Raw genomic sequence first — 14,374 nt, 5'->3', positions numbered from 1 at the left:
CGCACGGAAGCCCATGCGCTGACATCCCGATGAAATTCGGGACGTCGGTTCATGATGGGCGGTGAATCGCGCGCAGTCCGTCCGCTAACGTACCGGCCCGGATGCCGCCCCGGCGCCTCACAGAAGCACCGCTTGCGCCGCCCCCAGCGTCACGACCACGCTGTGACGCCGACCGTCGTCCACGAGTCGCACCATCGCTTCTCCGGCGGCGAGCCGCACGCCATCCACGACGAGGCGGGACACGCCGCCGCTGACGTCGTCCGGATTCTCGACGACGATGTCGTAGTGCGACGCCCCGTGGCGCAGCGTTGCCCTGAAGCCCGGCCAGGATCGCGGTATGCACGGTTGAATGGACAGCATGTCGCCATGCCTGCGCAGGCCGAGCAGGCCTTCGATGCCCGCACGATATAGCCAGCCCGCCGAGCCGGTGTACCAGGTCCATCCGCCACGGCCGACATGCGGCGCGACCGAATAGACGTCGGCCGCGACCACGTACGGTTCCACCCGATAACGATTCGCGCCGCTGCGCGTGCGACTGCGATTGACCGGATTGAGCAGCGCGAACAGCTTCGCGGCGCGATCTCCGTCACCCATTTGCGCAAACGCAAGCACCGACCACGTGGCCGCATGCGTGTACTGGCCACCGTTTTCCCGGATGCCCGGCGGATAACCCTTGATATAGCCGGGATCGACCGGCGATTGATCGAACGGCGGCGCAAACAGCAATGCCAAGCCATCGTCGCGGCGGATCAGCCGCGCTTCCAGCGCGTCCATTGCCTGCGCGGCGCGCGCCGGGTCCGCCGCGCCCGACAGCACGCTCCACGACTGCGCGATCGCGTCGATCGCACATTCGGCGTTGCCGGCCGAGCCGAGCGGCGTACCGTCGTCGAAGTAGCCACGCCGATACCACTCGCCATCCCACCCCGCATCGGCAAGCGCTTCGCGCAACACGCCGGCGCGCGTCAGCCAGCGCGCCGCCAGTTCGCCCGAGCCGCGCGCCGTGGCGAGCGGAGCGAACGCCGTGAGCGTCGCATGCAGGAACCACCCGAGCCAGACGCTTTCGCCCCGCCCGGCCTCGCCGACCCGGTTCATGCCGTCGTTCCAGTCGCCCGTGCCGAACAGCGGCAGGCCATGCTCGCCGACCTGCGCGAGACTCGACTCCAGCCCGCGCACGCAATGCTCGAACAGCGACGCGCTCGTTTCCGAGACGCGTGGAATGAAGAACGCGTCGTGCTCGTCGGCGGCCAGCGGTCGCCCGTCGATGAACGGGATCGACGCATCGAGAATCGCGCGGTCGCCGCTGACGTCGACGTAGTGCGCAACCGCATGGGCGAGCCAGACGCGATCGTCGGAGATCCGCGTGCGTACGCCGCTGCCGCTTTCGGGCAGCCACCAGTGCTGCATGTCGCCCTCGGGAAACTGGCGCGCCGCCGCCCGCAGCAGATGCTCGCGCGTCAGGGCTGGGCGGGCGACCGCGAGCGCCATGCCGTCCTGCAGCTGGTCGCGAAAACCGTACGCGCCGCTCGCCTGATAGAAGCCCGCACGCGCCCAGATCCGGCACGACAGCGTCTGGTACAGCAGCCAGCGATTCAGCATCAGATCCATCGCGCGATCGGGCGTTTCGACCTGAACGGCGCCGAGCGTCTCGTCCCAGAACGCCGTCACGGCGGCGAATATCGCGTCGAGATCCGCCTGACGGTAATGCGCGATCAACTGTCGCGCCGTTGCCGCGTCAGCGCCTTCGCCGAGCAGCAAGACGATTTCGACGCTGCCGCCGGGTTCGAGATCGACCGTGGTCTGCAACGCGGCACACGGGTCGAGCCCGGTGCCGACGCGGCCCGACAACGGCGACGCGCCGGCCCTGCCCGGAAAACCGGCGGGATCGCTCAGGACGCCATTGCGGCCGATGAACTCGCGCCGGTCCGCGCTCCACGAGGTTTGCAGCCCGCATAAATCGACGAACGCCACTCTGCCGCGATACACCTGACTCCAGTCGTTGCGGGCAAACAGCGCGCCGGTCGGCGGATCGATCTCGCTCGCGGTGTGTGGCGCCGCGGCGCTGCGCGACGCCCCCAGCGCCCACTCCGCATAGGTGGCGACGGACAGCCGGCGGCGCCGACTCGACAGGTTGCGCAACGTCAGGCGGGAAATCTTGACAGGATCGGCCAGCGGCACGAACTGCAGCAACTCGACGGCGACGTCGACGGCGGAATGCGCAAACCGGCTGTAGCCCTGGCCATGACTCGCCACGAAAGCGCTCGCGCTCGGCGCGTCGTCGCCGATCGAACCCGCCTGCGGCCCCCAGCGCACGCCCGTCTCGTCGTCGCGGATGTAGAACACTTCGCTCGGCGGATCGGTGACCGGGTCGTTCGACCACGGCGTCAGCGGATGCTCGCGGCTGTTCGTCACCCAGGTATAGCCGCCCCCCTCCGCCGATGTCAGGAAGCCGCACGACGGATTCGCGACGACGTTGACCCACGGCATCGGCGTGCATTGACCGGGCTGCAGGATCACGACGTATTCGCGGCCGCCGCGCGCGAAACCGCCGATGCCGTTGAAGTATTCGAGACCGGCGCCGGCCTGTGCGCCATTCGGTGACGGAATCGCGGGCAGTAGCAGCGGCGGGCTCGCGGCATCCGGGCGCGCGGGCAGCGGCGAAGCCCCGAGGCGCCGCAATTGATCCACCAGCCGGCCATTGCGCGCGGCGAGCACGGCCCGCGCAACGGCGGGAAACAGCGCGCGCGCCGCCACCGCCATCAGGTCCTCGCGCAGCACGAAAATACTGCCGCGTCCGGCTTCGCCCGACGGCTGCCGGGGCCGCACCAGCCCCTCGAGCGCCGCCTGCAAATCCTGCACATACGACGCCGCGCGCTCGTTAATGATGACCAGATCGACCTCGAGCCGCTTCATCCGCCAGTACTCGTGCGCGCGAATCAACTGCCGCACCATGGCGATGTGCTCGATGTCGTCGATCCGGACCAGCAGTATCGGCAGATCCCCCGATACGCCATGCGTCCATAACGGCGACGCGCCCACGCCTCCCGCCGCCGATATCGCCGCCGCATGGCGCAGCAGCGCCGCGGAGCCCGGCCGCATCGACGCATCGCTGTAGAGCATGTATCCGGCCAGCTGCTGGAACAACGCGGCCTCGTCGAGGCTCACCGCGCTGTGCCGCAGCTGCACCTGCGCCTGGGTCCACGCGAGCATCGCCGCACGCGCGAACGATTCGCCGTCGCGATGCTTGTCGACCAGATCGAGCAACTGCGCGCGCGAATCCGCGACGATGGTCCAGTAGACGATGCTCGCCTTCGCGCCCGGCTCGATGCGCAGTTGCCGCCGCAACGTGAACGCCGCGTCCAGCACCGCGCCTTCGGAAGCACTCAGTGCACGCCGTTCAGTCAGCGCAAGCGGCAAGCGAACGCTGCGTCCGCGTCCGATGACACGCAATCGATCGGTATCGAATTCTTCCGCGCCGACGGTTTCGCCGGCAGTCACCGCCAGATGAGCGGCCCAAACCTCCGCCTCGTTCGGCGCGCGCTTGCGGCGCGTCGCCAGGATGGCGCCGGACGCCGGCATGTACTCGGTCTCGATGAACAGCTTCGAGAATGCGGGATGCGCGTGATCGGCGGCGGCCGGCGCGAGCACGATTTCCGCGTACGACGTGAATTCGATCACGCGCGGCCGGGTGCCCGTGTTGGCTACCGACACCCGACGCACCTCTGCGTCGTCCTCGGCGGATACCACCACCTCGAGCGACGTCGTCAAGGTGCCGTCGCGACGCACGAATTCGGCGCGATCCTCGGTGAACGTCACGTCGTAGCTGTCCGGCACCACACCAGTGGGCTGCCACGTGGCCGACCACACGTCGCCGCTCTCGGCGTCTCGCAGATACAGATAGCTGCCCCAATCGTCGCGCGTCGCGTCCTCCCGCCAGCGCGTAACGGCCAGATCGTCGCGACGGCTGTAGCCGGACCCCGCGGCCGTGAGCATCACGGCATAGCGGCCGTTGGACAGAAGATGCGTGACGGGGGCGGGATCGTTCGCGGACAGCAGGCGCCGCGCGACGCCGGCATCGATCCCATGCATCCTGCCGGCGGGGCGCGTGTCGACCCGCGGCCGCCCTGCCGCGACCCGGCCCGGCACCCGCTCCTGCAACAGCAGCTCGGTGGCTCGAACGGCCGGTTCCGCATGGAAGAAGGTGCGAATACGCCCGCCCAGCAACGCATTGGCGATCGCCACGATCGACATGCCCTGGTGATGCGCCATGAACGCCTGCACGATGGCAACCGGCACGCCTTCCGGCACGCGCGCGGGCGTATAGTCGAGTGCTTCGTAGAAGCCGAAGCGCCCGCACGCGCCGGCCGTGCGCAGCCGTTCGAAGTTGCACGCGGCGGCATGCGGCGCGACCATCGCCGCCAGCGCGGTCGCATAGGGCGCGACCACCAGATTCTGGTCGAGATCGCGCTTGAGCCCCAGCTCCGGCACGCCGAAACTCGAATACTGATAGGTCAGCTCGATGTCGCGCGTGTTGTACGCCGACTCGGACATGCCCCACGGCAGCCGCAGCCCGTCGCCGTAGGCGATCTGCCGACGCACCACCAGGTGGTTGGTCCGCGCGAGCAGGCTGCTGTCCGGCGCGCGCATCACGAGCGACGGCATCAGGTATTCGAACATCGATCCCGACCACGAGACCAGCGCGGCGCCGTGCCCGATCGGCGTCGCCAGGCGGCCTAGCCGGAACCAGTGGCGCGCCGGGACATCCCCTTTCGCGATCGCGACGAAGCTCGCCAGGCGAGCCTCCGACGCCAGCAGGTCGTAGTTGCCCGGATCGCGCTGCCCGTCGGCCACGGCGTAGCCGATCGAAAGCAGGTTCCGCACCGGGTCGAGCAGAAAGCCGAACTCCATCGCATAGGCCATCTGCAACGCGGAATCGGCCAGCACCTGAAGACGCTTGTTCAGCACGTCCGCTTCGTCCGGCGTGCGCGTCGCGTCACGACAATGCCCTTGCACCCCGTGCTCCAGCGCCTGCGCCCAGAACAGCACGTCGTCGACGTCGCCGCCCCGCACCCGGCCGACCTCGTCCATCAGGGCGCGCGCGACGTCGGCGACTGTCGCAGCGAGGATCGTGATCGCGTTCCATTCCGTCGCGGCGCGGCCATCCGTCGCGGCGAGCGTGTCCTCAAGCTCGGTCGCGGCCCGCTCGAATTCGCCGTGCAAGGCCGTCCGGGCGTTGCCATTTCGGCACACGGCCTTGCGCAACAGCGCCAGCGTATCGCCGATCCCTTCGTGCGCGGCCTGCCGTCCCACGCCAGCGGGCTGATTCGCCCACGCCCGGCAACCGTTGCCGAGCGCGATCAGGTGCCCGGCAAGATTGCCGCTGTCGACCGACGATACATACCGCGGCTCGAGAGGCCGCAGGTCGCGCGTGTCGTACCAGTTGTAGAAATGGCCACGATAGCGCGACATCAGCCGCATCGTCGCGAGCGTCGCCTCCAGCCGCGACACCGCGTCCAGCGTGCCGAGCCAGCCGAACTCGCGGGCGCTGACGACGGACAACAGGTACAGCCCGATATTGGTGGGCGATGTCCGGTGCGCGCAAACGGGCTTCGGGTCCTCCTGGAAATTGTCCGGCGGCAGCATCTGCTCGTCCGCCGTCACGAACGTCTCGAAATAACGCCAGGTCCGGCGCGCGTCGCGCCGCAGTTGACGCGCATCGTGCGGGGTCACCGCCAGTTCGCCTGCCGGCCGTGGTGCACGGCTCAGCCAATACGCGACCGCCGGCGCGGCAAGCCAGATGAGTACGAACGGCACGGCCAGCCAGCCCGTATGACGATCGAAGCGCCAGCCCGCCGTCAGGCTGGCAGCCGCGGCAAGCAGCGCGAGCGTCACGCCGCCGCGCATTTGCAGATAGGTGGACGCGAGGGTCCGACGGTCGCTCGCGCCCGCTGCGGCCGCTGTCGTCCATTCGAGCAGGTGGCGACGGCTGATCCCCAAGCGAAACAGCGTGCGCGCGATCGCGTCGCCCATCGACCACGCCTGCTGCGGCAGCATGACGATCGACAGGCCGAACCGCGTCAACGCGAAGCGTAGCTCCATCGACCACGCATGGAGCACGCTGCGCGTCGTCATCCTGACATGCGCGCGCCGCCAGCGCGGCACCAGTCCGCTCAATACGGGCAACAGGAACGGCAACGCGATCGTCACCAGCACGAAGGCGCTCCAGCCGAGCGATACGGGGAGCGGCAGCATCCATCCGACCAGTAGCGCGATCAGCATGGCGGGCGCCGTGAGCGTGCGGCGCAGGTTGTCCAGCATCTTCCAGCGGCCGACCGCCGTCAGCCGTTCGTGGCCGAAAATCAACCAAGGCAGGAGCTGCCAGTCCCCGCGCGCCCACCGGTGCAGGCGTCCCGCCGCGACGTCGTAGCGGGACGGCGACGCTTCGACGACCTCGACATCCGACGCCAGCCCGGCCCGCGCGAAAATGCCTTCGAACAGATCGTGACTGAGCACCGTGTTCTCCGGCACGCGGCCGGCGAGCACCGCCTCGAACGCATCGACGTCGTAGATGCCCTTGCCCGCATAGGAGCCTTCGTCGAACAGGTCCTGGTAGACATCCGATACGGCCGACACGTAGGGATCGATGCCGTGCGCGCTCGACGACACGCGCTGGAACAGCGACCCCTCGTCGCCGCTTGCGAGGGACGACGTGACGCGCGGCTGAAGGACGCCGTAGCCTTCGACGATGCGCCGGCTCGCCGAATCGAATATCGGCCGGTTGAGCGGGTGCGCCATCTTGCCGATCAGGCGGCGCACGGTATCGCGCAGCAGCCGCGTATCGGCATCGAGCGTGATCACGTAGCGCACGTCAGGCGGCACGCGCGGCGGCCTGCCTGCCAGCGCGACGAACGTCGTGTCCAACGACCCGCGCAGCAACCGGTTCAGCTCGTGCAGCTTGCCGCGCTTGCGCTCCCAGCCCATCCAGCACCGTTCGCCGCCGTTCCACACGCGCTTGCGGTGCAGCAGCAGAAAGCGCTCGCCCTCGCCAGGCGCCGCCGGATAAAGGCGATTCAACCGGTCGATGCCCGCCGTCGCGGATGCCAGCAGTTCGTCATCACTGTCTGCGTGCGGGGTGGGCGCGTCCACCCAGTCGGAAAGCAATGCGAAGTAAAGCGCGCCGTCAGGGCTCGCCAGATGATGAATTTCCAGTTGCTCGATCTGCTCGCCGAGCGCCGCTTCCGTCGTCAGCAGCACCGGCACGGCGACCATCGTGCGCAGGCCTGGCGGAATGCCGTCGCGCAATGCGAGGCCGGGCAGGATCTTCGCGCCGACATCGCGCATCACGCCGCGATTGACGAGCGCGACCGCGGCATCGAGCGCGGGTAGCAGGCCGGCGACGCCGAGCCAGATCAACCAGTGACCGGGTGGCTCGATGCGAGTGAGCCACGCCAGCATGGCCGTGAGCAGCAGTGCCGCAATCAGCCCGATACGGCCGAGATAGCCGCCGAGACCGGCGTGGCGCGTCAGGCGTCGCAACCACAACGCAACGGGCGGCCGATAGCCGATCTCCGCCTCGAACGCGGTGCGGCCGTCCGCCAGCAGGTAGTAACCGGGGTCCGTCTCGCGGGCCGGCACCGCGCCGGCGGCCGGCACGCGGCTCGCCCCTTGCGCCGCTGCATCGGCGACGGCGCGGCGGGCAATCTCGAGTTCGCTGACGGGCGCGCCGCGGGCAAGCGCTTCCACCGCGTCGCGATACAGGTTGCGCGTGGGGAAATCCATCTCCGCGAAGCCCGGATGGCTGCGCAGCACCTGATCGACCAGGCTGATGCGCTCGAACAGATCGGTCCAGTCCACCTCCGAAATCAGCCGCATGCTGGTGATCACGTTGCGCACGGTCAGGCTGGCAGCGCCCTGCTGATGGTTGACGGAGGTGACGATCTGGTCCGGTGTCGCGCCGCGCGCCGCCAGGTGCCGATGCAGCCACGCCAGCGCCGGCGCGACGGCCGGATCGGGATCATGCAGCCGCTGAATCAATTGCACCGCGAACGCATCGTGCAATACGGCCTGCTCATAACGGGCGACGAGCGGCTCGGTTTCCACCCGCGCCTGCCCGCGTTCGCCGAGCAGGCGATCCGCGAGCGCGTCGGCGTCGAGTCGCGCGCGCCGGTCGTCGATGATCTGATCCGCGAGCCGCCGCAGGTTTTCGATCAAGACGATCCGCAGCGTGATCGCCACTGCCCACAGTTCGCCGATCGTCAGCGGTTCCACGGCCTGATAGGCGAGCATGAAGCGGCATAGCATATCGGGATCGAAACGGCTGTCCGTATGGGCGACGAACGACCAGTTGATCTCGAATACGCGCGGATAACCGGCAAACGGCCCGTTGCCGAGCTTGGGAAGTTGCCGGTAATAGCGCGGAGAAAGATCGTCGCGGATCTGCCGCACCTGCTCCGCGACGAGATAGTAGTTGTCGAGCAGCCACTCCGCTGCCGGCGTGATTTCCTCGCCGCGCGCATCCGCGGCCACCGTGTTCCGGTACGCCTTCAGCAGATGATCCGCGTTGTCCTTCAGCCGCGTCGCCAAAGACGGGCCAGAGGGCGCACTGGGAAGTACCTTCTGCGCACGCGCCAGACTGCCCGCATGCTGCGCAAGCCGTTCATCGCCGAAGAACTCCTCGCGAATCGGCCGTGCATTGCTCCATGGCGATGTCCGGCGTCGCGAAACACGCGCAACGTGAATCTTCAAGGCACCTTCTCCCCAATGACCGCACCACCCGTCCGGCGTCATACCCGGTGCGTCGCACCATCAACCCGCTTCCGACAGCGATTTCGCGACGGGTTCAAAACGCACGTCGCGATGCTGCGCGGATCGATCGGCGGCGTTCGTGCACGCCATCGACACGAACGCATCGCGAGTCATGCGCAGCGCGCTCGCCGTCATGTCGATGTCGCGCACGATGCGCTTCGGCAGGCACAGCGCGATCCGCACGGAACTCGAGGTCACGCCGGTCAGGTCGATATCGAAGAACCGCCAGATTCCGTTACCCAGGTCGACATCCGACGCCTGCAACATCGCCATGTCCGTGGTCGGCGGCGGCACGAGACGCGCGGAGCGGTCATAGCAGGCCATGACCTGTCGCGCCGCAGCCGCCTGCAACTCGCCATACGAGTCACCCTCCACATCGATTTCCGGAAAATCCGGAAGCGCGCCGCGATAGCGGGGATTCCCGTGATGCGTGATATAGACCGGATATTTCATGAACCGCTCCCGACAGAAAATGACGACGAACGTCATCATGCGTCGCGGCGGCCCGACGAGTCGGTACGCTGAAGAACAGTCTGCGGGGCACGTTTCGTGGTGACCTGCCCGCCGTTCACACCCCGGATCGCCCGATGCCTCGCCACCCGGTCAGTCAGGCACAACTCGCTCGATCGAGGTACGGCACCGTACCGATCGGCACTGCAATGGCGCGCACACTCACATCAAGGGCCTCTGTCCCTGTTGCCAGAATGCCCAAGACGACCTGAATGCGGCGCGCTTCATCGCTCATCCGACAGGTCGTTGTCACCCAAACGGAGCCTCACCATGAATCCCATCACACTCGTTTTATCGGCTGCGTTCGTCCTCGCGGCATTCGCCGCCGGCGCGTGGGGCTACCTGTATCTCGCGGTCTCCCTTTTTATCGTCGCGGTCCTGATCGCGTTGTCCGTGCGGGTCGCCAACGTCTGGGAAAAATTCGTGATCCTTCGGATTGGCAAGTTGCAAAGCGTCAAGGGTGCCGGTTTCTTCATGATCATTCCAATCCTGGACAACGTTGTCGCGATCATCGACGAACGTATTCAAACCACCGCCTTCAACGCCGAACAAGCGCTGACCAAAGACACCGTTCCTGTCAACGTCGACGCCGTGATTTTCTGGCACGTCCATGACGCGCAGAAAGCCGCGCTCGCCATCACCGACTACCGGCAAGCCATTGACCGCGTTGCACAAACCTCCCTGCGGGAAATGATCGGGGCATCGATGCTGGCTGCATTGTTGTCGGATCGCAAGGCGGCCGACATGCATTTGCGCGACGAGATTGGCCGAAAGACCGTGGAATGGGGCGTGACCGTCCGCTCGGTCGAGACCCGCGATGTCGCGATCCCGGTCGCGCTGCAGGATTCGATGTCGCGCCAGGCGCAAGCCGAGCGCGAAAAGCAGGCACGGGTGATCCTCGGCTCGGCGGAGGCCGAAATCGCCGCCAAGTTCGTCGAAGCGTCGCAGGTCTACGAAAATCATCCAGGTGCGCTTCAGTTGCGGGCGATGAACATCATCTACGAAACGACGAAGGAACGCGGAGCGACGATCCTGATTCCCAGTGCCATGGTGGACAGCCTGAATCCTGTGCTCGCGCTTGCGATTGCCGGGCATGAGGCGGCGGGCGCCGCGCCCGTGCCTGCGCTCAAGACAGCGGCGTAATCGCTAGCTCGTATTCACTCCCCTGCGACGCCTTGCACAGATCGCCCGGACATTGCCAGAACGGGGTTCACCGACAATTTGATGACGAGTCTGTTGCGAATACTCCACCATGGGCAGGAGGCAGAAATCGCTTCACCACGTTACAACGCGGGGATGGTCGCGGCGAAGGTCAGTCCGACACTCATTCCAGATCGGCCGTCGATCCTGATATAGCGTCGATTGCTGAACCTGCGTGAACGTGTCATGGCAAGAAGGTAGTGGCCGCGCTCATATCGCAAAGGCTGATCCTCGAATTGCATCTGGTTCGTCACCGAGACGGTGCCGCCGACGCGCCATGCGACTGCTGCTACGAAGTTCGCCTGGTTCGCGTCGGCAACTGACCCGACATGCACTGCGATGACGGTGCATCACCTTGCGGGCGACTCGCGCGCCCTTTTCCGGGCTTTCATTTCTTATTCACGGTTTGTTTGACGGTATGCCTCGAACCCGCCAGCATGGCACCCAGACAACAATCATTTGATTTTAAACCAATATTTAATGGGGCTGGGTCGCAAACCCGCATGCAGTCTAGTGCGCTCTAACCGGAGAACTCCACGGAAATCAAGGTTACCCCGAACGATCGATGCCGAGCGGGCGCGCGAGCTCACCGCGTTTGTCTTGCGCGCCGCGATCGTGTCACCTTCAATCCTCGATGTCCATGAGCCGGAGCATCAAGACGGTCTATAAAATTAGCATCCAAGCGAGCGTGTCGACGCGCTGCATGTGAATTGTTCGCGATCGTCGATTTTCTAGTACAACGCGTCCGCAGGTAATCCCCCCGTTTTCCACGGGGTTCAGAAGTAGAAACTAAGCGGCCATGGCCAGCCGCTGCTTCGGCGTAAATCCGCCCAGGGCCATGTTCGGGCGGTCGTGATTGTAAGTCCACATCCAGTCGGTCGCGAAGCGCTGCACGTGGTCCAAGTCTTCCCAGTGGTACTGCGACAGCCATTCGTATCGCACGGTCCGGTTGAATCGCTCGACATACGCATTCTGCTGGGGCTTCCCCGGCTGGATGTAGTCGAGCTTGATGTCGTACTGCCGGGCCCATTCGGTGATCGCTGCACTTAGGTACTCGGGGCCGTTGTCACACCGAATCGCTTTCGGCCTGCCACGCCAACGGATGATCTGCCGTAGCGCACGGATCACCCGCTCCGACGGCAAGGAGAAGTCGATCTCAATTCCGAGCGCTTCGCGGTTGAAGTCGTCGATCACGTTGAACAGCCGGATGCTGCGCCCATCGGCCAGTTGGTCGTGCATGAAGTCCATCGACCAGACCTGGTTGACGGCAGACGGTACCGCCAGCGGCTCAGGTACCTGTCTGACCAGCCGCTTGCGCGGCTTGATCCGCAGGTTCAACTCCAGCTCGCGATAGATCCGGTACACCCGCTTGTGATTCCAGCCGAAGCCCTTCACGTTGCGCAGGTACAGGAAGCACAACCCGAAGCCCCAGTTCCGGTGGTTGTCGGTCAGACGCAGCAGCCAGTTCGCAATCTCGTCGTTCTCGGCATCGCGCACGTTGGCGTACCGATAGCAAGTCTGGCTGATCCCGAACGCCTCACATGCCAGCCGGATCGACACGCCTCGACTGGACACCGCATGCTTGGCCATCTCGCGCCGGCGAGATGGCCTCAGTCCTTTTTTGCGAGTGCCTCCGCGACGATCTCTGCCTTGATCTTCTCCTCGACGTACATCTTGCGCAGCCGGGCATTCTCAGCCTCCAGTTCCTTCATCCGTGCGATCAGCGACACATCCATGCCACCATATTTCGAGCGCCATTTGTAGAACGTCGCCGTGCTGATGCCCAGTTCCCGGCACAGGTCCGGTACCGCCAGCCCCGCCTCCACGCGCTTGAGCGCATCCATGATCTGGCTGTCCGTGAATCTCGACTTCTTCATTCTGTAGAACTCCCTCAACGAGAAAATTCTACTTCTGATCCCGCCGGTTCTGCGGGGGGATTACCCCCAATGAATCCGCCCACCGGCATGTCCTCGCCCGCGCCAGAAACACAGGGCGCCGCAACGATGACCGCACCGCTTTTCGATCGCCGCGGTGGGAGCTGTCAATCCCCTAGAGAGGGCCGCGCTCGCGAAACTCGTAGACCAAAGGAAAGTTGTCACCGTTTGCGAAGGAAAGATGTCACTTCGTCGGTCGTCGTTGAGCGAACGATGCGAAATCCACACCGGCATCGGCATGTTCCGACGCGATGCGATTCGCATTCTCGCGGACGATTCCAACGATCTGACGCCGAGTATGCGACAGCTGCTAACGGATCTGTGGTCTGACTTCCTGCGTATCGATGAGCGCGTCATCGCACTTTCCAGTCAGATCGAAGCCTCCGCCAAGCACGATGACGTTGTACAGCGCCTCACGACGATTCCGGGAATTGGCCCGCTTGGGGCAAGCGCTCTGTGCGCAGCCGTTGGAAACGGCAAGCAGTTCCGCAGCGGACGTGACTTGGCTGCGTGGATCGGCCTCGTTCCGCGTCAGCATACGACCGGCGGCAAGCCAACGCTCTTGGGCATCAGCAAACGCGGCAACACGTACCTGCGCCGCCTACTTGTATTGGGCGCTCAGTCCTGTCTGATGCATCTGGATCGCTCAAGAGATCGGCTCGGGCGATGGATCGATACGCTCGAGAGCAGGATGCATCACAACAAGGTCGTGATAGCGCTGGCGAACAAACTTGCTCGCGTCGCGTGGGTTGTGCTCACGCGTCCGGGGGCCCTGTACGAAAAAATGGATCCTCGCTTTTAGAACCGAACCGACCTCAAGTTTGCAGGGACGTGGAATCGAGATGACGCAACAGTTGACTGGCGTGCTGTAAGCCTTGGTCAAAAAAGCGGGCTAGGTGTGAAGCGTCAAGAGGTTGTTTCTCGACGCGGGAAGTCTGGCCATCGGCGCAACGCCGCCGATGGCGCTATGGGCACGATGCCAGTTGTAGTGGTGCTGCCAACTCGCCAAGGCTTCGATGCGATGGGCCGAGCTCTGGTATGTCCATGCGTAGGCCCATTCGCGTAACGCTGACTGGATGAAGCGTTCGGCCTTGCCGTTGGTCTGCGGACGATACGCCCGCGTAAATTTGTGCCGGATACCCAGTTCCTGACAGGCTCGCGCAAACTCGTGTGAGCGAAACGCCGAACCGTTGTCGGTTAGCAAGCGATGCACACGCACGCCGAGTCCGGCGTACCAAGCCACTGCATCGCGCAGGAACTGCACGGCACTGCGTTTCGTCTCGTCTGGATGCATTGCCGTGTAGGCAATCCGGGCGTGATCGTCCACTGCGACGAACAGGTACTCCCAGCCAACGCCGTCCACTGTATCGCGCCGATTGCCGGTGACACGATGGCCAGGACGCGCGATACGGCCAAGCTTCTTGATGTCGATGTGCAGCAAATCGCCCGGCGCCTCGTGCTCGTAGCGCTGAACCGGTTCACGCGGTTGCAGGTCGCTCAACCGAGACAGTCCGGCACGCACCAGCACCCGACTGACGGTCGAGGCCGACACTCCCACCTGTCGAGCGATCTGACGTTGCAGCAAGCGCTGCTGGCGCAATTCCACGATCAGTAAGGCCGTCGACGGGGCGATGGCGCGTGGAGAGCGAGCCGGTCGAGAAGAAGCGTCAGCCAGCGCAACCGCACCGCCGGCTAGGTAGCGTCCAAGCCATTTGCGCACAGTCGGTGCTGTCACGCCGTGATCGGCCGCCGCTTGCGACACGCTCGAACCGGATTCGGTGATCTCCTGAACCATCTCAAGTCGACGTGCGAAAGTGAGTCGGGCATTCTTATGGGTGTTCATCCGGCTGGGTTCCTGGAAGGTTGGGTGTTTGGCGACTTCCAGTCTCCCAGACTCAGTCCGGATGAACCATCGATACAACCTATTG

Annotated in this window: 6 protein-coding genes; 2 read left to right on the top strand and 4 right to left on the bottom strand. The window is 65.3% G+C overall.

The window, feature by feature from the left end; genetic code table 11:
* Positions 1-117 precede the first annotated feature (117 nt).
* Both HWX76_RS31335 and HWX76_RS31330 read right to left on the bottom strand, forming a co-directional pair.
* Positions 118-8,742: a glucoamylase family protein gene (locus HWX76_RS31335; RefSeq protein ID WP_089484718.1), complete on the bottom strand. Its 8,625-nt coding sequence runs from the start codon at positions 8,740-8,742 to the stop codon at positions 118-120.
* Between the two features lie 60 nt (positions 8,743-8,802).
* Complete coding sequence (locus HWX76_RS31330) at positions 8,803-9,255, bottom strand: type II toxin-antitoxin system HicB family antitoxin (RefSeq protein ID WP_089484734.1); 453 nt, start codon at positions 9,253-9,255, stop codon at positions 8,803-8,805.
* A gap of 327 nt (positions 9,256-9,582) precedes the next feature.
* Here HWX76_RS31330 and HWX76_RS31325 point away from each other — a divergent pair, with 327 nt between their 5' ends.
* Positions 9,583-10,455, top strand: a complete 873-nt coding sequence (locus HWX76_RS31325) for a slipin family protein (RefSeq protein WP_089484717.1) — start codon at positions 9,583-9,585, stop codon at positions 10,453-10,455.
* An 846-nt stretch (positions 10,456-11,301) separates the two neighbouring features.
* Here the strand turns inward: HWX76_RS31325 and HWX76_RS31320 are convergent.
* Positions 11,302-12,389, bottom strand: a protein-coding gene (locus HWX76_RS31320) for an IS3 family transposase (RefSeq protein WP_085962303.1) whose coding sequence is annotated in 2 segments (ribosomal slippage) — positions 11,302-12,128 and positions 12,128-12,389 — 1,089 coding nt in all. Because the reading frame shifts where the segments join, the coding sequence is not laid out codon by codon here.
* A gap of 154 nt (positions 12,390-12,543) precedes the next feature.
* Between HWX76_RS31320 and HWX76_RS31315 the strand changes: the two genes are divergently transcribed.
* A complete protein-coding gene (locus tag HWX76_RS31315) occupies positions 12,544-13,248 on the top strand; it encodes an IS110 family transposase (RefSeq protein WP_175810128.1) in 705 nt (234 codons plus the stop codon).
* A 90-nt stretch (positions 13,249-13,338) separates the two neighbouring features.
* Here HWX76_RS31315 and HWX76_RS31310 read toward each other — a convergent pair whose 3' ends face one another.
* Positions 13,339-14,289 (bottom strand): IS481-like element ISBcen26 family transposase, encoded by a 951-nt coding sequence (locus HWX76_RS31310; RefSeq protein WP_089487672.1) that lies wholly within the window; start codon positions 14,287-14,289, stop codon positions 13,339-13,341.
* Between the last annotated feature and the right edge of the window lie 85 nt (positions 14,290-14,374).

Origin of the sequence: Burkholderia sp. BCC0398 (assembly GCF_902833245.1) — a bacterium.
In the GTDB taxonomy this organism is placed as follows: Bacteria; Pseudomonadota; Gammaproteobacteria; order Burkholderiales; family Burkholderiaceae; genus Burkholderia; species Burkholderia sola.
The sequence above is the reverse complement of the archived record's forward strand: the minus strand, read 5'-3'. Positions and strand labels throughout refer to the sequence as shown.

What these genes read in the sequence shown, in the direction of transcription:
- HWX76_RS31330 (WP_089484734.1), bottom strand. Translation starts at nt 9,255, where the DNA reads ATGAAATATCCGGTCTATATCACGCATCACGGGAATCCCCGCTATCGC.
- HWX76_RS31325 (WP_089484717.1), top strand. Translation starts at nt 9,583, where the DNA reads ATGAATCCCATCACACTCGTTTTATCGGCTGCGTTCGTCCTCGCGGCA.
- HWX76_RS31310 (WP_089487672.1), bottom strand. Translation starts at nt 14,289, where the DNA reads ATGAACACCCATAAGAATGCCCGACTCACTTTCGCACGTCGACTTGAG.